The 22,168-nt window shown below is 42.2% G+C and carries 20 protein-coding genes and 1 riboswitch; of the genes, 13 read left to right on the top strand and 7 right to left on the bottom strand.

What is annotated here, in order from left to right; translation table 11 throughout:
* Positions 1 to 151: 151 nt before the first annotated feature.
* On the bottom strand, positions 152 to 1,249 hold the full coding sequence (gene alr / locus DWW43_RS09785) for an alanine racemase (protein ID WP_044945650.1): 1,098 nt from the start codon (positions 1,247 to 1,249) through the stop codon (positions 152 to 154).
* 283 nt (positions 1,250 to 1,532) lie between these two features.
* Here alr and hydE point away from each other — a divergent pair, with 283 nt between their 5' ends.
* Entirely contained in the window at positions 1,533 to 2,585 is a 1,053-nt protein-coding gene (hydE, locus tag DWW43_RS09780) for a [FeFe] hydrogenase H-cluster radical SAM maturase HydE (RefSeq protein ID WP_119963447.1), read from the top strand.
* Between the two features lie 372 nt (positions 2,586 to 2,957).
* Here the strand turns inward: hydE and thiC are convergent, their stop codons facing one another.
* From thiC to DWW43_RS09765, 3 genes are all read right to left on the bottom strand, one after another.
* Positions 2,958 to 4,268, bottom strand: coding sequence for a phosphomethylpyrimidine synthase ThiC (gene thiC / locus DWW43_RS09775; RefSeq protein ID WP_008401945.1), 1,311 nt, complete (start codon positions 4,266 to 4,268; stop codon positions 2,958 to 2,960).
* A gap of 90 nt (positions 4,269 to 4,358) precedes the next feature.
* Positions 4,359 to 4,468, bottom strand: a riboswitch (TPP riboswitch).
* A gap of 91 nt (positions 4,469 to 4,559) precedes the next feature.
* On the bottom strand, positions 4,560 to 5,903 hold the full coding sequence (locus DWW43_RS09770; protein WP_119963446.1) for a threonine/serine exporter family protein: 1,344 nt from the start codon (positions 5,901 to 5,903) through the stop codon (positions 4,560 to 4,562).
* Positions 5,887 to 6,654: a DUF4866 domain-containing protein gene (locus tag DWW43_RS09765; protein ID WP_119963445.1), complete on the bottom strand. Its 768-nt coding sequence runs from the start codon at positions 6,652 to 6,654 to the stop codon at positions 5,887 to 5,889. The genes DWW43_RS09770 and DWW43_RS09765 overlap by 17 nt, the downstream gene beginning before the upstream one ends.
* 125 nt (positions 6,655 to 6,779) lie before the next feature.
* Between DWW43_RS09765 and DWW43_RS09760 the strand changes: the two genes are divergently transcribed.
* From DWW43_RS09760 to DWW43_RS09745, 4 genes are all read left to right on the top strand, one after another.
* Positions 6,780 to 7,703: a LysR family transcriptional regulator gene (locus tag DWW43_RS09760; protein WP_119963444.1), complete on the top strand. Its 924-nt coding sequence runs from the start codon at positions 6,780 to 6,782 to the stop codon at positions 7,701 to 7,703.
* Positions 7,704 to 7,707: 4 nt separating this feature from the next.
* Positions 7,708 to 7,902 (top strand): hypothetical protein, encoded by a 195-nt coding sequence (locus DWW43_RS09755; protein WP_119963443.1) that lies wholly within the window; start codon positions 7,708 to 7,710, stop codon positions 7,900 to 7,902.
* A 37-nt stretch (positions 7,903 to 7,939) separates the two neighbouring features.
* Positions 7,940 to 8,863: a ketopantoate reductase family protein gene (locus DWW43_RS09750; RefSeq protein ID WP_008401940.1), complete on the top strand. Its 924-nt coding sequence runs from the start codon at positions 7,940 to 7,942 to the stop codon at positions 8,861 to 8,863.
* Between the two features lie 181 nt (positions 8,864 to 9,044).
* Positions 9,045 to 9,479: an Hsp20/alpha crystallin family protein gene (locus tag DWW43_RS09745; protein ID WP_008401939.1), complete on the top strand. Its 435-nt coding sequence runs from the start codon at positions 9,045 to 9,047 to the stop codon at positions 9,477 to 9,479.
* Between the two features lie 214 nt (positions 9,480 to 9,693).
* Here DWW43_RS09745 and DWW43_RS09740 read toward each other — a convergent pair whose 3' ends face one another.
* Positions 9,694 to 10,332: a lactate utilization protein gene (locus tag DWW43_RS09740; protein WP_008401938.1), complete on the bottom strand. Its 639-nt coding sequence runs from the start codon at positions 10,330 to 10,332 to the stop codon at positions 9,694 to 9,696.
* Between the two features lie 15 nt (positions 10,333 to 10,347).
* Positions 10,348 to 10,836, bottom strand: coding sequence for a hypothetical protein (locus DWW43_RS09735; RefSeq protein ID WP_119963441.1), 489 nt, complete (start codon positions 10,834 to 10,836; stop codon positions 10,348 to 10,350).
* Positions 10,837 to 10,894: 58 nt separating this feature from the next.
* Between DWW43_RS09735 and DWW43_RS09730 the strand changes: the two genes are divergently transcribed.
* The 5 genes from DWW43_RS09730 (at position 10,895) to DWW43_RS09705 (ending at position 15,656) form a co-directional block, all read left to right on the top strand.
* The gene (locus DWW43_RS09730) at positions 10,895 to 12,088 is read left to right on the top strand and encodes a serine/threonine-protein kinase (RefSeq protein WP_119963440.1); all 1,194 of its coding nucleotides are present in this window, start codon (positions 10,895 to 10,897) and stop codon (positions 12,086 to 12,088) included.
* Between the two features lie 157 nt (positions 12,089 to 12,245).
* On the top strand, positions 12,246 to 12,626 hold the full coding sequence (locus DWW43_RS09725) for a hypothetical protein (protein ID WP_008401935.1): 381 nt from the start codon (positions 12,246 to 12,248) through the stop codon (positions 12,624 to 12,626).
* 390 nt (positions 12,627 to 13,016) lie between these two features.
* The gene (locus tag DWW43_RS09715; RefSeq protein ID WP_008401934.1) at positions 13,017 to 13,742 is read left to right on the top strand and encodes an ATP-binding cassette domain-containing protein; all 726 of its coding nucleotides are present in this window, start codon (positions 13,017 to 13,019) and stop codon (positions 13,740 to 13,742) included.
* 18 nt (positions 13,743 to 13,760) lie between these two features.
* Positions 13,761 to 14,678, top strand: coding sequence for a SufD family Fe-S cluster assembly protein (locus DWW43_RS09710; protein WP_008401933.1), 918 nt, complete (start codon positions 13,761 to 13,763; stop codon positions 14,676 to 14,678).
* Positions 14,679 to 14,783: 105 nt separating this feature from the next.
* A complete protein-coding gene (locus tag DWW43_RS09705; protein ID WP_008401932.1) occupies positions 14,784 to 15,656 on the top strand; it encodes a phosphoribosylaminoimidazolesuccinocarboxamide synthase in 873 nt (290 codons plus the stop codon).
* Positions 15,657 to 16,019: 363 nt separating this feature from the next.
* Here DWW43_RS09705 and DWW43_RS09700 read toward each other — a convergent pair whose 3' ends face one another.
* On the bottom strand, positions 16,020 to 17,582 hold the full coding sequence (locus DWW43_RS09700) for a polysaccharide deacetylase family protein (RefSeq protein WP_119963439.1): 1,563 nt from the start codon (positions 17,580 to 17,582) through the stop codon (positions 16,020 to 16,022).
* Between the two features lie 304 nt (positions 17,583 to 17,886).
* On the opposite strand from DWW43_RS09700, the gene DWW43_RS09695 reads away from it, so the two are divergent.
* From DWW43_RS09695 to DWW43_RS09685, 3 genes are all read left to right on the top strand, one after another.
* Positions 17,887 to 19,275, top strand: coding sequence for an MATE family efflux transporter (locus tag DWW43_RS09695; protein ID WP_044945646.1), 1,389 nt, complete (start codon positions 17,887 to 17,889; stop codon positions 19,273 to 19,275).
* 190 nt (positions 19,276 to 19,465) lie between these two features.
* Complete coding sequence (locus DWW43_RS09690; protein WP_119963438.1) at positions 19,466 to 20,863, top strand: sodium-dependent transporter; 1,398 nt, start codon at positions 19,466 to 19,468, stop codon at positions 20,861 to 20,863.
* Positions 20,864 to 21,153: 290 nt separating this feature from the next.
* Positions 21,154 to 21,936 carry a ZIP family metal transporter gene (locus DWW43_RS09685; protein WP_008401927.1) on the top strand — a complete coding sequence of 261 codons (783 nt, stop codon included), beginning with the start codon at positions 21,154 to 21,156 and terminating at the stop codon, positions 21,934 to 21,936.
* The last annotated feature ends 232 nt before the right edge of the window (positions 21,937 to 22,168 follow it).

Raw genomic sequence — 22,168 nt, 5'->3', positions numbered from 1 at the left:
AGCAAACGACAGTACAAAGTGTACCGGCAGTCGCCCGGACAACATGAGACAGGATACATATACACCCGCGTACCGGCAGTAGCTCAAACAACATGAGACAGGATACATATACACCCGCGTACCGGCAGTCGCCCGGACAACATGAGACAGGTTACATATACACCCGCGGAACAGCGCTGTTGACGAAGATTGGATTGATCGGAAATGTAACCGTATCACCTACCGAGATATTACATCCTGTTGTATCCACGATAACGGAGTTCATACTGATCTGACCTAACACCGGAAGCCGGTAGTCTTTAAAACTGGCAGCCGGTGTCTTTTTATGGAAAGTGCCTTTTAATTTATAATAAATACGGATCGGAGAGAAGAAATTTGTTCGGGAATCGGTGTGGCGTTCCATTCCAAGCCCATGATAATATCCGGCGGAGATAACGGCTGTCTTTGCATTGTGTGACAGTTTAAAGCTGTGACCATAGCCAATGTTGTGACCGGCCGGCAGTTCATAGATATCGTCCACATAGGCGGACAGATTACAGACCTCACGAAAACCATAATCATTTGGAACCGCAAGTCTGCCAAGAAAAGCAGAACCGATGCGGATGGCATCTAAGTTCATGGAAGGATATTTTATCATCGAAGTTGAAGATGAGATATGACGGATGCCTACCGGGACGCCATCTTTCCGGAGAGCATCACAGAGATGGGTAAAATCCTGAAACTGTTTCTTCACATAGTATTCATTTCTGCAGGCTGCCGCATGAAAATGAGAGAAGATGCCGGTGATTTTTATATGCCTCAGTGATTGAATTGTATTGGCAATCTGTTTTTCATCTGAACATAAGAAGCCGTATCTGCCAAATCCGGTGTCAATGCAGAGATGTGCATGGACTGTCGGATGGTTCATATAGGCGGCCGTTTCATCGATCACATGCGCACAGTCGGTACTGGTGATGCTGAGCGTGATATCGTGATCGATCGCAGTCGTGATATCTTCTGAGTTATATAATGGAGTCATCAGCAGGATATTTCCCGTGATTCCGTTTCTGCGTAAGGTGACAGCATCTGACAGTTCGGTTACACCATAGTTATCAATACCCTTTGATTGTAAGAACGATGCAAATTTTGTAAGTCCAAGCCCATAAGCGTTCCCCTTTAATACTGCTATGACCTTTGCGCCGTTTGCCAGACGTTTGATGATCCGTATATTGTTATCCAGTGCATTTGTTTTGATTGTAAGAGTTGTCATGTCCTCAAGTTCCTCCGGTTTCATGTAAGTATTTATATTATTGGTCATCTACAGACATATGGTCTGTTGTCGAAACTCGCTGCCCGGGCATGAGCGGTTGTTCATTTATTTGATGTATCTAGCATATATTTGAAATGCATCATTTTTGTATATAAACCGACACAGAAATGCAATATCTTTGAACTTTTTTTGCATCGTTTGTATGCAATCCGGAAAAGTGGATGTTGTATAAGAGAAAAATGTGATAAACTATTTATAAGTAAAAACAGGATGGAAATCGTTTATGCATACACTGATAACAGAGATTCGCGATAAACAGAATATTACAAAAGAACAGCTTCAGCTTCTGCTGGGAACAGACGATCAGGAAATGATCGAAGAATTGATGGCATGTGCCAGAACAGAAGCGCAGAAGGTATATGGAAATAAAGTCTATATGCGTGGACTGATCGAGTTCACAAATTATTGTAAAAATAACTGCATTTATTGTGGGATAAGAAGAGATAACTGCCATGTTGATCGGTACCGGCTGACCAAAAATCAGATTCTTGACTGTTGTCAGAGTGGATATCGGCTCGGTTTTCGGACATTTGTGTTACAAGGAGGCGAAGATCCGTTTTATACAGATGACCAGATCTGTGAGATCGTATCAGAGATCAAACACCAGCATCCGGACTGTGCGATCACATTGTCAATCGGAGAGAAAAGCAGGGAAGCCTATGAGCGGTATTTTGCTGCCGGGGCGGAACGTTATCTGCTTCGTCACGAGACTGCGGATAAGGCACATTATGAGAAGCTTCATCCGAGAGAAATGTCATTTGACAACCGGATCCGGTGCCTGCATGACCTGAAAGAGATCGGTTATCAGACCGGGTGTGGCTTTATGGTCGGTTCGCCATATCAGACGGTCGATACGCTATATGAGGATCTCTGTCTGATCAAAGAACTGGAACCGGAAATGTGCGGAATCGGACCTTTTATTCCGCAGGCAGACACACCATTTGGAAAAGAGGCTGCCGGAACACTTGAGATGACCTTACGGCTGCTGTCGATTATCCGTCTGATCCATCCTACTGTGCTGCTTCCTGCGACAACAGCACTTGGCACGATCCATCCGCTTGGCAGGGAGAAGGGGATTCTTGCCGGGGCAAATGTTGTGATGCCGAATCTGTCACCGGTCGGTGTCAGGAAAAAATATCTGTTATATGACAATAAGATCTGCACCGGGGAAGAAGCCTCGGAGTGCTGTGGCTGTATGATGCGGAGAATGCAGGGAATCGGATACGAGGTTGTGGTTGACCGTGGCGACCATCCATCGTATGACAAGAAAAGATGAATGCATATATTGGAGGAATGCAAACACGGGAGAGGCTTTTTAGCTGAAGGTGAAAATATCTTTGTTATTGCAGATTTTATGAAAGAAAGATGTTGGAACACATTCTGATTATTAAGAACTGCATGTTTTACATTCTGCAATAAGACAGCAAATAAAATGGGCGGTTCTCTGTCACTGACTAACTATATATTGACATTAGCGAAGATTTCGTCATGCGATGCACATTGCCAGTAAATACGGGTGCCTGTCTGAGCCGAAGGCGAGTTGGCACAGGAGTATTTACGAATCAGGCATGTGCATCAAATAGAAATCATAGCGAGTCAATTATAGATAGTCAGTGGCAGAGAACCGCCCATTATATATGCGTTCGTACTACAGAATGTCGATGTACTCATCGGCGAGAGCCTTGTTCATACTGCGGACAGCACAGAACTTGCCGCACATACTACAGGTATCGGAGTGATCATCCTCCGGCATACGACTGTCGCGGATCGCTTTGGCTGTAGCAGGATCAAGTGCGCAGGCATACTGTGCATCCCAGTCCAGGACACGTCTGGCATCCGCCATCTTATCATCGATATCTCTGGCACCCGGAATACCCTTTGCAATGTCGGCTGCATGAGCAGCGATCTTCGATGCGATGATACCCTGTTTTACATCATCTACATTTGGAAGTGCAAGATGCTCGGCTGGGGTAACGTAGCATAAGAAAGCAGCTCCGTTCATGGCAGCAACAGCACCACCGATCGCGCTGGTGATATGATCGTAACCGGGAGCGATATCTGTAACCAGAGGCCCGAGAACATAGAATGGTGCGCCCATGCATAAGGTCTTCTGAACTTCCATATTTGCAGCGATCTGGTTAAGTGGTACATGACCGGGACCTTCCACCATAACCTGTACATTGTGTGCCCAGGCACGCTTTGTCAGCTCGCCCAGACGTACCAGTTCTTCAATCTGGCATACGTCAGTCGCATCTGCCAGACAGCCCGGACGACATGCATCTCCGAGGGAAATCGTAACATCATATTCCTCACAGATATCTAAAATCTCATCGAAATATTCATAGAACGGGTTTTCCTGACCGGTCATACTCATCCATGCAAATACAAGACTTCCGCCCCGGCTTACGATGTTCATTTTACGTTTATGTTTCTTGATCTGATCGATCGTTTTTCTTGTGATTCCACAGTGTAAGGTTACAAAGTCAACACCATCTTCTGCATGAAGACGGACAACATCGATGAAATCCTTTGCTGTCAGCTCTGCAAGATCACGTTGATAGTGGATGACACTGTCATAGATCGGAACTGTACCGATCATGGCAGGACATTCGCTTGTCAGCTTCTGACGGAATGGCTGTGTATTTCCATGACTGGACAGATCCATGATCGCCTCTGCGCCCATATTAACTGCGCTCATTACTTTTTCCATCTCAATGTTATAGTCCTTGCAGTCTCTGGATACTCCAAGGTTTACGTTGATTTTGGTACGCAGCATACTGCCGACACCTTCAGGATTCAGACAGGTGTGTTTCTTATTAGCACAGATGGCAACCTGTCCCTTTGCAACTAAATCCCTGAGCGCCTCGACAGCCATATGTTCCTTTTTCGCTACGATCTTCATCTCCGGAGTGATGATCCCTTTTCTGGCTGCGTCCATTTGTGTTGTGTAATTTTCCATATTATCCTCCTTATCACAACCAATGTTATTTTACGTGGCAGAAAGTGGTGCTCCCGATCTGCCACAGAGCAATAAAAAAAGATGCCGCAGGGCACCTCTAATACACATCCCTACGTTAGCATTACCTAAATCAGGTTCACAGGTCGAGAACTTCATTCTCCTCTCAGCCGGCTAATTTGTCAGCTCCCTGAATATATAAATATTGGAAATATTATATGCCAGAATACGACATAATTCAATGATAATTTTTCAACATAAAAGATAAATAAGGGCTTGCGTCCGATACATGAATCAGGTGCAGTACCGGAAAGTACGATCTGTCAGGATCCTTGCAAATATCAGACCGAGAGGCAGAGTAATAATGATCATGATCGCAGATGAAAGCCATGAAACAGCCTCTGTTAAAGACATGATACCAAGATTATAGAAAGCACGATAAAGGTAAAGTCCCGGAACCATGATAACGATGGACGGAACGGTCAGAGAGATTCTTGGATATCCGTTATTCCTTTTTATAACGGAGGCAAGAAGACCTGCGGTTAATGCGCCTGCAAATGCGGCAACAGCCGGAGGAGTGCTTGTATAATCGACAAGCTCCAGCCGGAGAGTATTTGCAACTGCTCCGATACAGGCAGCGGTGACAGCCATCGGAATTGAGCTGTTAAACATAATGGAGAAACCGAAGACTCCGCAGAAGCTTGTAATGATCCGCAGGATAAGCTTTGTACCTACAGCCAGATTCAAAGCGGAGAAATCCTGAGGATGAAAATGTAACAGCAATGCCATGATCCAGGCGAACATAGTGGCTACTAAAACTATGATGACAGAGTAGCTCAGACGTTCAAGCCCGGACCGAAGATCCAGTTTAGCCAGGTCAATGCCGCTTGTTATGAATGGAAATCCGGGAATGATAAACAGCATTGAGCAGATATAGCCAGCTTCATGGAGTGCAGATACGTGGAAGAAGATTTCTGCAAGGTGAAAGCAGATGGCATATGTCAGGCATGCGGCTGATATGGATACTGCTATGTTAAAGAAAAGGGTAAAATGGTGCTTGATCATTTTGGTACGGATGACATTTCCAACACCGGCTGCAATAAAAGCCAGGATCATTTCAACAGGACCGCCGCCTAATAGGAAGGTAAATGCACAGCAGGCGAGGGCTGAAGCCAGACCCAGTTTTGCAGGTGAATAAAGTGTATGAATCTTCTCAATCTGATCAAGACGCCGGTGGATTTCCTCACCCGTCAGATGGGCTTCTTCTTTTGGAAAATTATCAACGAATTGTTCCATCCGATAGAGCTTCGAGGTGTTTACACCGGTATTTGCAATGCTCAGAGACTGTGAAACGCAGTCGGTTCCATCAAAACAGTTGAATTCAATGGACATCAATCCGACATCAACGGTGCAGGTTACGCCCAGTTCTTTGGACAGGCGGTTCATGGAAGTACGAACACGCCAGGCACCTGTTCCACAGGAGAGCATAATTAACCCGACCCTTCCAATAACAGAGGCTTTTTCTATCAGCCCCGCCTTGGCGATCAGGACATTGCTATCGTTTTTTACATAATCATGCCATGGAATTTCCATATGGTTTTTTTCCATGATATCTGTATAATTACTGTTCTTTGGCATAGATGATCTCCTCCGCTTTTTCAATATGATGTTCCAGATTCGTCAGGAATAATGAATTTGGAAGGAATATGCCGATTTCATCATATCGGGAATTGTTTTTCACCAGAGAATCCTGTCCATAGAAAATGTAGGACATAGGAAGCTCCTTTTCCAGTGCGATCATAAGATCCCATACAGCAGAATATGCTTCTGCTTCTGTCTCCTTTTGCTTTACAGTATCGGGAAGCTCGCGGATCAACAGTACACCGTCACTTTTTTCCAGAATCTTCTGTTCCGGTTTCATGTCATTTGCGGCATAATCGTGACTGTATCTGTATGCGCGGGCTAGATAGATATTTTTATTGTTTCTAAGTGTCTGATAGATCTTATGAAAATGACGATATTCTTTTTCCCGGATCGAAGTTTTGTATTCAGGAAGCAACTGACCATTGTCATCTGTCATAATGACAGGATTTGTTTTGCCATCTGCGTTGAATCGATATGGGATCAGAAAGGAATTGCGCAGAAGATCAAACAGGGTATTGTTGCAGATCGCCATAAGAAATGCAGACAGATCCCGGTTATGATAGGAATTGAATAGTGCCTGTGCAAATTCTTCTGCCGGAAGTGGTGCGTCGTAAGCATCATCGTTATAGCACAGGTAATTTGCAAATGTTTCCTGTAATTTCTCACATGCCCATGGATCATTCAGGATTTTTTCAAATAAGAAATCTGCTCTTTTTTCTCGTGGAAAAATTGTAGTTTCGTTCATGCTTAACCGACTTCCTTTCTTTTTCTGTTCTGCACAATTATACTATTGGCAGAAAGATAAGTAAAAGATATAATTGATATGACAGACATAATCATTTGATATGATAAAAGAAACGGAGAAGACAGATGAATATTAACTTTGAATATTATAAAATTTTCTATTATGTGGCAAAATATCATAATTTTACAAAGGCTGCGAAGGTTCTGGAAAGCAGCCAGCCAAATGTTACAAGAGCGATGAACTGTCTGGAACAGCAGATGCACAGTACCTTATTTGTAAGAACCAACCGGGGCGTTCAGCTTACACCGGAGGGAGAAAAACTATATATGTATGTGTCGGCAGCTATGCATCAGTTATTAACGGCAGAGGATGAACTGGCGGACTATTCGGGCATGGTACATGGAAGTATATCGATCGGAGCCAGCGAGACAGCGTTAAATATATATTTGTTTGATAAATTAAGGTCATTTCATACTGCATATCCGGGAATTCGACTGAGAATCTATAATCATTCCACGCCGGAGGCAGTAGATGCAGTAAAGAGCGGTAAGATTGATTTTGCTGTTGTGTCGACACCGGTGGAAGCAGACTCGCCCCTTGAAACCAGAATGTTGAGATCGTTTCGGGAGATCCTGATCGGTGGACAATCCTTTAAAGAGCTGCAGGGAAAGACGGTGTCTTTAAAAGAATTAAAGAATTATCCGTTGATCAGTCTTGGAAGAGAAACGATGACATTTCGATTCTATGAGCGGCTGTTTTTAGCGCACGGGATAGAATTTGCACCGGATACGGAGGCTGCGACAACAGATCAGATCCTGCCGCTTGTCCGTTGTGAGCTGGGACTGGCATTTATACCGGAATCCATGGCAGGTGAGGCGCTCGAACGCGGAGAAGTAATACAGGCAGTCCTAAAGGAGAAAATTCCTGACCGGCATATCTGCATGATATATGACAGCCAGCATCCACTGAATACAGCCGCAAGATCATTTCGCAGATTATTGGAAGCAGACTGCGAAAAGGTAAACACCCTCAATCGGGGCATCGATTGAGAATATGCTGCTTCGGGCTGTTGAGCTGGGACGGGGTACTTTATGGATTACAAACACCTGCTTTGCGTATCTGGAGCTTATAGATTATATAGGGACGGATACGCAGTTAATCGGAGCGGTAGCGGTTGGTTATCCGGCAGAACGTCCGGTAGCCAGACCGAGGAAGCCACTTGAAGAGATTCTGGAATACAGAGAGTAACATATAAAGAAAAAAACAAAAGAAAAGAGGAATGAATATGAAGATCAAAAGAATTGCATTGATCGGACTTGGAGCCATGGGTGTATTTTTTGCACCAAGATTATATGAAGCATTTGGAGATGATTTTTATATTATTGCAGGTGGTGAACGTAAAAAACGCCTGGAAAGTAAAGGAGTTACGATCAATGGCGTCAACTACAGATTTCCGATCGTGACACCCGAAGAACAGGGAGAGCCGGCGGACCTGATCCTGATCGGTGTAAAGGGCTATGGATTTGTGCAGGCAATAGAAGATATCCGCCATCAGGTAGGTGAACATACATTGATCCTGTCTTTGCTAAATGGTGTAGACAGTGAGGAACAGTTGATTCAGGCATTTGGCGAAGAACATGTATTATATGCATATATGAGAATGTCCATTGTTATGAAAGATGGAAAAGCAGACTTTGATCCGTACTGGGGCAAGATTCACTTCGGAGAGAAGAAAAATGATGTTCTGTCAGATCGTGTACTTGCTGTAAAAGAAGTATTTGATCATGCCGATATTCCATATGAGATCGATCCGGATATGTTAAAGGGACTCTGGTTTAAATACATGTGCAATATTGGGGAAAATATGACCTGTGCGTTGCTCGGTATCCCATTTGGATTTTTCCGTATCAGCGACAGTGCGAATTGGATCCGTGACAATGCCATGCGGGAAGTGGCTGCGATCGCGCAGAAGAAGGGAATCGATATAGGTGAAAAAGAAATAGCGGAGCAGGATGTTACAGTAAAGACGATTCCACCCGAGAACAAACCATCAACCCTGCAGGATCTGGAAGCAGAGAAGCTGACTGAGGTAGAGATGTTTGCCGGCAATGTCATAAAGATGGGAAAAGAGCTTGGCGTGCCAACTCCGATTAATGAGATGTTCTATCATGGTATCCGCGTAATGGAGGAGAAGTTTACAAAAAGATAATATTTAAATTAGCACTCGGCTGTTTACAGTGCTAACAAAAGGTGCTATAAGTAATATAAAGCAAGCGTAAAAATAACGAAAAGATATTTTATAATATGTGTTTCTAAATAAAATACAGAAAACGTTGGTAATGTAAAACAGATATAAAACCAGAAATATTAATAGAAATGAGGTAATTAGGATGGATAGACCAAGTATTTTTTCAGATAATTTTGAGATGATGAATGGCTTTTTTGATGATTCCTTCTGGGGCAGCCGTTCCGGACTTCGTACCATGACTACAATGGCAACTGATATATTCGAAACAAAGGACGGATATGAGATAGAGATGGATCTGCCGGGATTCCCAAAGGAGAGCATCAAGGCGGAATTAAAAGGCGGATATCTGACGATCCTTGCAAGTTATGCCGGATCAGATCATGAAGGCAGAGAGGGAAGTTATATCAAGAGGGAACGATATTCCGGTCACTATAAGAGAAGCTTTTATGTTGGTAATAAAGTCAGTGAACAGGATATTAAAGCAAGATTTGCAAATGGCGTTCTTTATGTCTATGTACCAAAATTCGACGACCAGCCGGAAGTAGAAGAAAAGAAGATTATCTCGATAGAAGGATAACGGACAAACTTCAGGGGCTGTTTATTATTATGTAGCAAGCCTGTCCGAGCGCCGGTACTTAGGTTGCGTATTTTGCAACCTTATGTACCGTTGCGTCGATAACTGAGAACTTAGCGAGGTATTGTCGAGGTTAGTTCGAAGTTATACAGAGTAGGATAGAACGAAAGTGTCTTGCGCAATAATAATAAACAGCCCCTGAAATTTGTCTGTTATTCTAAAATCCCAGATTTTCGTTTACAAGAATGACCTTGATACGGCCTTTGTGCTTGGAATAGCGGGTGGTTAAGAACTGGCAGCAGATTGTTTCCGGTGACAGACAGTTTGCACATTCTCCGGTTGTGCTGCAAGGAGTTGAAAGTCCGAAGCGCTGTGCATTGATCGGAGCTGCTTCATTTCTTGCACGGCTTAAAGCATCTTCTTCTGTTCGTACTACCTTGTTCATTCCTGTGATCACGATAACATGGGAAGGACCGTAGACAATGGCAGCCACACGATTTCCGTTGCCATCGATATTTACCATTATGCCGTCTTCAGTGATCGCATTGCAACTTGTTAAGAAGTAGTCTGCAAAGAAACACTCTTTGGAGATCCGGTCTTTTTCTTCCGGTGTTTTTGCCGTATCACGGTTCAGCTCTTTGTAGTTTCCCTCGATAACAGCATCTAAAAGTCCGGTTGCTTTTACGGTCATGGAACCGCCCCAGCCGACAGAGCTTCCTTCCGGGATCAGACTCAGTGCAAGCTCCTTAGCTTCTTCCTTTGTCTGGACATAGAAGCCTTCCATATTTCTGGCAGCCAGCTTGTTTATCATGGCTTTCGCCAGTTTGTCGTTTCTCATGTTTCTAAAAGTATCCATTTGATATACCTCCGTTTATTCAGGAAAATCCAGATTATTTTCCGCAAAGAAATTCATCACTTCAAATGCAGAAGTACAGTTCTGATTGATACATACGATCAGGGCAGCATCCTGTGGAAATTTGGGATACAATACGGCATTTCCGGAGATTGTAAGTGCACGCTGGATCTCTTTCAAATTCATTCCGGCGCATAATGCCAGAAGAACCAGCTTGTATTTTCCGGGATGTGGTTTCCTGCCGTTTAAGATCTGATAAGCATAGCCGCGGTCCAGATTGCTTCGTTTTATGACATCGGCGATCAGAAGCTCCGGGTGATCTTTAAAGAACAGATTAAAATAATCCTGCAGATTGTCACAGGACATATCATCTGCATGAGATGTTATAAAAGATTTAAAATGTATATTTGAATCATCGGTTGATAATTCATTCAGTAGATCTGTTGTTCTGGTCGTTTTCATGATCGATCCTGTATTCTTTCCCTTGATAATTTTTATCAGTACCATATAATATTTATTATACTTGTCGATAATGCAATTTCAAGATAAACAATAGGAAAATGATATGAATTTAGAAATACAAAGTCGTCTGTCCTTTTATCGCAGACTGGAAGAAGTAGAGCATAAAAAGGGAATTTCTCTGGTGCGGCATGTAGAGACCGGACAGATTTATGTGGAAAAAGTTCTGACGCAATATGACAAATCTATATATGAGTGGCTACAGCAATCAAAACTCCCTTACGTTCCACAGATTTATGAATGTATGGAAGAGGATGGTACGTTATATCTGATCGAAGAATACATACAGGGGATCACGTTGGAAACATATATTGAACAATTTGGATGCCTGGATTTGGATGCTGCCGGCAGGGTGATCGAATATCTTTGCCGGACATTAGAAAAACTGCACAGTCATATACCGCCGATCGTACACCGGGATATCAAGCCGACAAATGTAATGCTTCAGGGAGATTTCAAAAAGGGGCAGGGAATCGTATCTGTATATCTGATCGATTTCAATACCGCAAGAGTTTTTGACGCAGAGAGAAATCGGGATACCGAGCTGATCGGTACAAGAGGATTTGCAGCACCGGAGCAATACGGTTTTTTGCAGTCAGATGCGCGGACGGATATCTATGGACTTGGCGTATTATTAAATTATATGTTGTGTGGAAAATTAATCCGGGACGGAATCTATGAAGATTATCCGGAAGTGTCACAGATAATCAGAAAAGCAACCCAGATCGATCCGGAGAAACGATATCAGACAGCAGAGGAAATGATGCAAGCTGTTTATCAGAGTATGTGTTTCGATACATATACGGATAAAGAGTCGTTGAATGATAAAACGGTTACAGTTGAAACATCTGCTATATCAGATCCTTATGAGCGTAAAGGAAAAATCCGCCCTGCATGGACTCGTTTTCTGCCGCCGGGATTTCGGGAAGGGAAAGTCCTGAATATGGTTGTTGCAGCCATTTATTATACATTTTGGATATATTTCTGTCTGACAGTAGAAGTAAAAGATCATGGAGAACCGCTCTCCGGAACTTGGTTATATGTAAATCGCTTTGTATATTTTATGATGTTTATTATTACTCCGTTTTTTTGGAATAATTATCTGGACGTTTGGAATTATTTTCCGCTTGTACGTTCACCGAAGAAGATATGGAAGCTGGTTGGATTATTTTTATATACAGTGGCATGGTTTTTCTTAGTAATGTTTGTATTCGTTATAGTAGAAGATATATTCCGATAGTGTGCTGACAGCACACCAGCTCTTTCTGATAATTTTATAAGATAGAATATGCAGTGGTTGTAATTATATCAAAATACCCTGAATGATGACTGATGCCGGGGGATTTTAATATAATAGCAAGAACACTTATAACAGCAGAAAGAGGAGAGAATTTATTATGGAAAAGACAAAGCAACCTTTATCAACATTCAGACTTGTAGCAGGGATCATAACAATCGTGTTATCAGTCTTAGTAACATTTCAGTCTTGTGCGGCAGGATTATCAAATGCACTGGAAGAAAACGGGGAATCCGGAGGCTCTGCAGGTGTATTACTTGCAGTTTGTTTCCTTGTTGCAGGAATCGTTGGAATTGTAACCAGAAAGTCAACCGGAGCAGGCGGCGCATTCACAAGTGCAGGCTTCTACATAGTCGGCGGTTTGATCGGCCTTATATGTGCAGGTTCCTATGCCGATTTGGTAATCTGGGGCGTTATCTCCGTAGCATTTGGTGTTATATTCATAATCGCAGGCGTATTAACAAAGAAGAGAAATTCTTAATTTATATAAAACACCTATAAAAAATAAGTCTATCTGGTTGTGTGGGGGGTATGACTGTATTCACCCTATATGACTTACTGCGGTTTCTGTTCTCTGCACATGTCTGATCCGTAAATACTCCTGTGCCAACTCGCCTTCGGCTCAGACAGGCACTCGTATTTACTGACAATGTGCAGCTCACAACGAAATCCTCATAAATGTCATATAGGGTGAATACAGTCATACCCCCCACACAACCGGATGGACTTATTTTTAATTATAGGAAGAAAAACTACGCATACTTCCACCGGAAACTGGAAAAAATACTAAAAGAATATTGGAATATAGGGGATTTTAGGATATACTATAAAACAGTGTGTTTAAAAAAATACAAACAGCGATGGAGGAACTATGTTAGAGTTAAAAAACATCTCATATATTGTAAATGAGGATGGAAAAGAGAAAGCAATATTAAAAGACATTGACCTTACAGTAGACGAACATTTCGTAGCAATTACCGGACCTAACGGTGGCGGTAAATCAACACTTGCAAAGATCATAGCAGGAATCATCAGACCGACGACCGGACAGATTCTTTTAGATGGCGAAGATATTTCAGAGCTGAATATAACAGAACGTGCAAAGAAAGGAATCAGCTATGCATTTCAGCAGCCGGTTCATTTTAAAGGGCTTACCGTAAAAGATCTGGTATCTATAGCATCCGGCAAAACGATGAATGTTTCACAGATCTGTGAGATCCTTTCCGAAGTCGGTTTATGTGCAAGAGATTATGTGAACCGTGAAGTAAATGCAAGTCTTTCCGGTGGTGAGTTAAAACGTATCGAGATCGCAATGATCATTGCAAGAGGTACGAAGCTGTCATTATTTGATGAGCCGGAGGCAGGCATCGATCTGTGGAGCTTCAACAGTCTGATCAAGGTATTTGAGAAGATGCGGGAGGAGATCAACGGAACAATCCTGATCATTTCCCACCAGGAGCGAATCCTTAATATAGCAGATAAGATTGTTGTGATCGCAAATGGTCATGTTGATGCAATCGGAAGCAGAGATGCGATCATGCCAAGACTGACCGGTGAATCAGCCACCTGCAAGGTGCTGGAAGAAAAACAGAAATAAGTTGTGAGGTAACAGAACATGGATTTAATTCAGAAGAGTTTATTGCAGCAGGTAGCAGGACTTCATGATGTACCGGAGGGCGCATTTAACATTCGTGTCAACGGACAGCTTGACAGTAGAAATACAACTGCAAATATAGATATTGTAACAAAAGAGGATAAACCGGGAATCGATATCATCATTAAACCGGGAACAAAAAATGAGAGTGTGCACATCCCTGTTCTTTTGAGTAAGAGCGGTCTGCAGGATATGGTATACAATGATTTCTATATCGGAGAGGACTGCGATGTTACGATCGTAGCCGGATGTGGTATTCATAATTGTGGTGTGGATACCTCCAAGCATGACGGTATCCATACATTTTATATCGGAAAAAATGCAAAGGTAAAATACATCGAACGTCACTATGGTGAGGGAGATGGAAATGGCGAGAATATCATGAATCCTGAAACCATCGTGCATTTAGAGGAAGGCGCATCGATGGAGATGGAGACAACCCAGATCAAGGGAATTGATTCGACCGTCAGAAAGACCAGCGGTGATCTAAAGGACAACGCATCCTTAGAGATCCGCGAGAAGATAATGACACATGGGAAGCAGTATGCAAAGACTGATTTTGATGTAGATTTAAACGGAAAAGGCTGCAGTGCAAATGTAGTATCCAGATCGGTTGCAAGAGATCAGTCCAGACAGGAATTCTATTCTACGATCAATGGCAATAATGAATGTAAGGGTCACAGTGAATGTGATGCGATCATTATGGATAGTGCAAGCGTATCGGCAAGTCCGAAGCTGACGGCAAATAACATTGATGCAAACCTGATCCATGAGGCAGCGATCGGCAAGATCGCAGGCGAGCAGCTGATCAAGCTGATGACACTTGGGTTGACAGAGGCAGAAGCGGAAGAGCAGATTATCAATGGATTTTTAAAATAAAAACGTTTACAATAAATCATATAACCTATTTGACATTAAAGGTAGATAGTGATAGTTTGTAAGAGTAAAAAATACAAATCATAAAATCATAGCGAGGTATCAAAAATGCAGGAAATGAAACCGATTAAAGAGGGTAAAGTACGTGAGATTTATGATAATGGTGACAGCCTTATCATGGTAGCAACAGACCGTATCAGTTGTTTTGATGTCATTTTAAAGAATATCGTTACAAAGAAGGGTACAGTCCTGACACAGATGTCCAAATTCTGGTTCGATATGACAGAAGATATTCTTCCAAACCATATGATCTCGGTTGACGTAAAGGATATGCCTGAATTTTTCCGGCAGGAGAAATTTGACGGAAACAGTATGATGTGCAAGAAGTTGGAAATGCTCCCTGTTGAGTGTATCGTTCGTGGTTATATCACAGGAAGTGGCTGGGCAAGCTACAAAGAAAACGGTACAGTATGCGGTATCAAGCTTCCGGAAGGATTAAAAGAATCCGATAAGCTTCCGGAACCGATCTACACACCTTCCACAAAGGCAGAGATCGGAGATCATGATGAGAATATCTCATACGAGCAGAGTGTTGAATATCTGGAAAAGAGATTTCCTGGCAAGGGCGAAGAATATGGCGCAAAGCTTCGTGACTATACAATCGCTTTATATAAGAAGTGTGCAGAATATGCATTATCAAGAGGTATCATCATAGCAGATACCAAGTTCGAGTTTGGTCTGGATGAGAATGGCAATATTGTTCTCGGTGATGAGATGCTCACACCGGACAGCTCCCGTTTCTGGCCTGCTGAAGGATATGAACCGGGACATGGTCAGCCATCCTTTGATAAGCAGTTTGCGCGTGACTGGTTAAAGGCAAATCCGGATAACAACTGGGAGCTTCCTGATGAGATCGTTCAGAAGACAATTGACAAATATCTTCAGGCATATGAGCTTCTCACAGGCAAGCCTTTAAAGTAATAAGTAATAGAAAAGTAATAGAATAGCACTTAATTTTATTAGGCGGTGTAGGTACGAAGTATTGTATTTATACCGCCTGAATTAATTTTCTGAATATTTGACAAAATGTCTGTAAAATCTGACAATTATGGGTTGACGCTTAAAAAATGGCATGCTATAGTCAGCTCATAAGAAATACAACAGATAAAAAATTACCAGGGGTTTTATGGTGATTATAATAAAAAGATGGAATCTTATTACAATGGGGTGGTAAGATTCCATCTTATTTTTTTGCGTTGTCAGGGAGATTCTCATTATAAGAAATCTCATTCTGTAAAGCGGAAATATGTCTGGGAGCTTGTTTCAGGACAAGGCTCCTGTGTATTATCTGAATGAATTATATGTCTCTCCGGCTTTCATTGTTATACCGCGAAGCTCAGCCATTTCGCTGATGGTTACAAGCTGATAACCATTTTTGATCAGTCTCGGAATAAATGTCTTTGATGCAATAGCTGTTGATTCATGCAGATCATGAACTAAGATGACAGCACCGTCATAAGCCCCATCTACTACTCTTGTGATCGTTGTAGGAGTACTTCTTGTTTCCCAGTCTCTGGTATCGACCGACCACAGGATCATCGGAAGCCCAACATTCTTTCGTACAGTTTCGTTAATACAGCCACCGGGTGGACGCATCAGTGTAGGTGCTACACCGATCGCACGGACAATGGCGTCTGATCCTTTTTTGATCTCATCTTTGATGCCGGCTGCCGATAATTGGTTGAGCCATGCATGGTCATAAGTATGAGTACCGATCTCGCAGCCCAGGTTATATGCCCGTTTTACATAGGATGGATAAGCAGGAACACGGTTGCCGACAACGAAGAAGGTTGCAACGGCATCATATTTTTCCAGAGTATTCAGTACGATAGGAGTATAAGGAGATGGTCCATCGTCAAATGTCAGAGCTACCATTTTCTTATTTCCATCTACGGTACGGTAGATAGCACCATTTTTATCTGTGTAGTACAGACAGTTACCGATTCTGAATTTTCCGGTTTCAATCACTCCGGATGCATCGGCATAGTACCATTTGTTACCTGTCTTGAATTTTCCGGTTTGGATCACGCCTACTGCATTTGCATAGTAGGTAGAATTTCCAATCTTAAACAGTCCGGTTTTAAGGACACCTGAATTAGTTGCATAGTATGTGTTATGACCGATTTTGAATTTGCCGGTTCGTATTACGCCTTTATCAGTAGCATAGTATCGTTTGTTACCGACTTTGAATGCTCCGGTTTTGATCGCACCTTTTTCTGTTGCATAGTATAGTTTATTATTGATTTTGAACTTTCCGGTGTATACATGACCGTTTTTTTTGAAATAATACCAGTGCTTTTTTATCTTGTGTTTTCCGGTATAAGCAGCACCGCTTTTTCCGAAATACATACGGGAATTTTTCGGAGTGATCTTCCAACCGGTCTTGATAACACCGCTGGTTGTTCCGGTATAATATCGTTTGCCTGTTTTGTAATTCTTACAGAAGCCTTTCAGCATGCAGCCTTTATCTGAAAAGATATAAGTCTTTTTGTTTATTGTCTTTTTTCCGGTAACTGCGGTTCCGTTCTTTTTCAGATAATATTTATTACCTGCCTTTGTCGTGTACCAACCGTTTGTCACCATGACTCCGGTTGCAGGATTAAAGCAGTATGTATATTCCCCTATGTATTGTCTCCCCTTTAAGGATTTTCCATTTACATAATAGTGTGTACCGTCTGCTTCCTTCACAAATCCGTTTTTTACAACAGGAATTTCTTCTGCAGAATCCGGAGTGACAGGAGCTGCTTTGCTGACCGATGGATGACAGAAGAGAAGTGTAGCCGAGATAAGTAACAGCGACAGAATCAGAAATCTGAATCTGTGCCATTTTTGTAAATTGCATTTCATTCGTATTCCTCCTTTTTATTCAGATACGATAAGCCGTATCTGATGCGCAAGCAACATACTAACACAAATAATTTAGCGTTTCCATAGAAAAAGTCCTTAAATATCGGTAAAAAGTGCATAACATGTTTTTGTAATGTTCTTCTAACAGAATGGTAACAGAATATCAATAAAAAGCCTATTTTAGAAAACATAAGCAGATAAAGATAATGCTGATAAAGACGCAAATACAGAAAAGATATAACTTGCATGTAAAATGTGAGATGAGTATAATTCATTATTGGATAAAAAAGAAAGCAGGAATATTGTGTTTAAACATAAGAAAAAACGGGATACAAGTACATATTTATTTTCAAATAAAGATCTGGTCAGATTATATGTGCCATTGATCATTGAACAGATGCTTGCGATGTTAGTCGGACTTGCGGATTCGATCATGGTATCTTCGGTAGGGGAATCGGCTGTTTCGGGTGTATCGCTGGTAGACAGTTGTTTTCAGTTGATCATCAACCTCTTTGCAGCACTTGCGACCGGGGGTGCGGTTACGGTCGGACAGTATCTTGGACAGAAGAATAAAGAAAAGGCGGGAGAGGCAGCTACACAGCTCATATGGTTTTCGTTGATCCTGTCGCTCGGAGTCATGACGCTAATGTATGCAGGCAAGGGACTGATCCTAAATCATGTGTTTGGTCAGATCGAAGCAGATGTATATGGTCATGCAGATACTTATATGATGATCGTAAACGCATCGATTCCGTTTCTGGCACTTTATAATGCCGGTGCGGCTATTTTCCGTTCCATCGGTAATTCTAATATATCCATGCGGGTATCTCTGATCATGAACGGGATCAATGTAGCGGGAAATGCCATTTTGATCTATGCATGTAAATGCGGAACGGAAGGCGTTGCGATTCCTACCCTGGTTTCCAGACTTGCGGCAGCGGTTATTATGATCATATTGCTGATTCCGAAGAAAAGTGCACAGGCGAAGCAGGACAGTACACGTATTTATATAAAGAAAAGTCTGCATTATCGGGCGAACTGGCATATGTTAAAAAGCATTCTGTTAGTTGGTATTCCAAATGGTCTGGAAAACAGTATGTTCCAGCTTGGTAAGATTCTTGTACTCAGCCTTGTCTCAACATTTGGCACATATGCGATCGCTGCAAATGCAGTCGGTAATGTAATTGCCGGATTCCAGTTGATGGCGGGTATGGCGGCATCCCTTGCCATGGTCACAGTAGTATCAAGATGCGTGGGAGCAGGAGATTACGAGCAGGCAAAATATTATACGATCAAAGTTCTGACCATGGCATATATATGTATCATAGTTACGGTATTGTTTACATTTGCGGTTCTTCCTCTGGTCATGAAAGCGTATGGACTATCTTACGAAGCGCAGTCTGCTGCCGAGAAGATCCTGATGCTTCATGGTATCGCGGCATCTACGATCTGGCCGGTAGCATTTACGCTTCCATGTACATTCCGTGCAGCCGGTGATGTTAAGTATAGTATGATCGTTTCCATTTGTACGATGTGGATCTGTCGTATCGTGTTCAGTTATGTGCTCGGCAAATATATGGGTATGGGTGTATTCGGTGTCTGGGTTGCTATGATCATGGATCAGTTCGTACGTGGCGTGCTGTTCATCCGGCGGTACCTGAGCGGCAGATGGATCGGCAAGAAGGTAATCTGACCGTATGCGGCATAATATGAGTAAGTTCGTAGAAAAAGTAGAATTTTTCAGATGACAGATGACTGCTTGGTATGCTATATTAGAAAAGTGTTTGTTCTATGAGAGAATTTGGAGAGGCTTCCATAGAATCTAAGAGGATAACAAATAAATTAGAAAGAGTCTGTGATATACAGACAGGGGTAAACAAAACATGGAAAAGAAACGTAATACTTTTTCCGGCTCGCTTGGATTTGTTCTGGCGGCCGCGGGAAGCGCAGTAGGACTTGGAAATATCTGGCGTTTCCCATATCTTGCAGCAAAGGATGGCGGTGGACTGTTCCTGGTTATATACTTGATCCTTGCACTGACATTTGGATATACACTTTTGGTGACAGAAGTATCAATCGGTCGGAAGACCAAGCAGAGTCCGCTTACCGCTTATAAGAAGCTGAATAAGAAATGGGGATTTCTGGGAATCATTGCCAGTCTGGTTCCGGTTATTATTTTCCCATATTACATAACGATCGGTGGCTGGGTTGTCAAATATTTCCTCGCATTTTTAACCGGTAAGGGTACAGAGGCAGCGCAGGACGGTTATTTTACAGGCTTTATTACATCAGATATCGAACCCGTCATTTTGATGTTGATATTTCTTGCTGTTACGGCATTTATCGTATTTCGTGGTGTTAATAAAGGAATTGAATCTTTTTCCAAGATCATCATGCCATTACTGATCATTCTGGTTATAGGAATCGCAATCTTCTCCATAACGATCAAAAAGACCGGAGATGATGGGATTGTCAGAACCGGTGTAGAAGGTTTGAAATTATATCTGATTCCGAATCTGGACGGACTTACTGTGAAAAGCTTCTTTACGGTATTATTGGATGCAATGGGACAGTTATTCTTCAGTCTGTCTGTTGCCATGGGTATTATGATCGCTTATGGTTCTTATGTAAAAGATGATGCAGCTCTGAATAAATCAGTTGGACAGATTGAGATTTTTGATACGGTTGTAGCATTCCTTGCGGGCGTTATGATCATTCCTGCTGTATATGTATTCTCAGGAACAGAGGGAATGGCACAGGGTCCAAGTTTGATGTTCGTATCACTTCCGAAAGTATTTGCCCAGATGGGTAAGGTGGGAAATGTGATCGGTTGTCTGTTCTTCGCAATGGTATTATTTGCGGCATTTACCAGTGCAGTGTCTGTCATGGAAGCAATCGTGGCAAGTATCATGGATGAATTCCATACAAGCAGAACAAAGGCCGGTATTATTGAGTTGATCGTTGCGATCATTGTTGGAACGATCGTATGTCTTGGATATAACAAGCTGTACTTTGAAGTAAAGCTTCCAAACGGAGCGATCGCACAGATCCTTGATATCATGGATTACATCAGTAATAACATTATGATGCCGATCGTAGCAATCGGAACCTGTATCCTGATCGGATGGATCTCCAAACCGCAGACGGTTATCGAAGAAGTGCAGAAGAACGGAGAAAAATTCAGCAGAAAAGGTATGTATGTGGTTATGGTGAAATTCATAACACCGATCCTGTTGTTTATCCTGTTCTTAAAGTCGATAGGTTTATTGACATTTATTTAAAGCTGTAAAATAAAATATAAATAATTTGTCAGCAATATTAAGTTTTCAAATGAATATTATCTAATATAGACCGATCGTCGGAAGCCGGATATTAAATCTTGCATCGACGGTCGGTTTTGCAATATGAAATATATTGAAGAATCTGTGGCAGACAGACCTCAAATGATAGAAAAATACAGATAAGAAAAAAACAGGTCATGGCATAAATAACAGTATTCCGCTATAATAAGGAAACAGAGGAGAGATGATTCATATAATAAATGGAAATAATTTATGGAGCGTGAATATATATGATATTAAGTTTAATTGTTGGTCTGGGACTGCCGCTTCTTGGAACGACGGCAGGAGCAGCCTGTGTATTTTTTATGAAGAAACAGATGAATCTGTTATTGCAGAAAGCATTGTCCGGATTTGCGGCGGGTGTTATGGTGGCTGCATCTATCTGGAGCCTGCTGATCCCGGCGATGGAGCAGTCGGAAGCAATGGGGAAGCTTGCATTTCTTCCGGCAACGATCGGTTTCTGGCTGGGAATTATATTTTTATTACTGATCGATACTCTGATGCCACATTTACATATTGACAGTAAGGAGGCAGAGGGGGTCAAGAGCAATTTCAAACGTACGACTATGATGGTATTTGCGATCATCATACATAATATTCCGGAAGGAATGGCAGTCGGTGTTGTCTATGCCGGATGGATCAGTGGCAACACGAACATTACGTTGACGGCGGCACTTGCATTATCCATCGGTATTGCGATCCAGAATCTTCCGGAGGGAGCAATCGTGTCAATGCCGCTTTGTTCGGAAGGTTGCAGTAAACCGAAAGCATTTGGCTATGGATTCTTTTCCGGTATCGTAGAGCCGATCGCAGCGCTGCTTACGATCGCACTTTCTTCGATCATGGTGCCGGTGCTTCCGTATTTTCTGGGATTTGCGGCAGGAGCTATGCTATATGTTGTCGTTGAGGAATTGATACCGGAGATGGCAGAGGGTGAGCATACGAATCTTGGTACGATCATGTTTGCGGTAGGATTTTCATTGATGATGGTGCTTGATGTAGCACTTGGATAAGAGAACAGTCAGAACGTGAAAATGCAGGATATGGTTATTGTAAAAGGATAACTATATGCTGCATTTTTATGATTTGTATAACTATATAACTGCATTTTTATGGCAGTTGATATTTTCTGAGTGTTCCACTATACTATTATTAAATATAGCTTGAAGCATAACAAAGGTCTGCTCACGGATATATTGATTTTATAGAACGTACGAGGCAGACCGGATGATTGTACAGGAAGAA

Origin of the sequence: Clostridium sp. AF15-41 (genome assembly GCF_003604095.1) — a bacterium.
Lineage (GTDB): Bacteria > Bacillota > Clostridia > Lachnospirales > Lachnospiraceae > Coprococcus.
The sequence above is the reverse complement of the archived record's forward strand: the minus strand, read 5'-3'. Positions and strand labels throughout refer to the sequence as shown.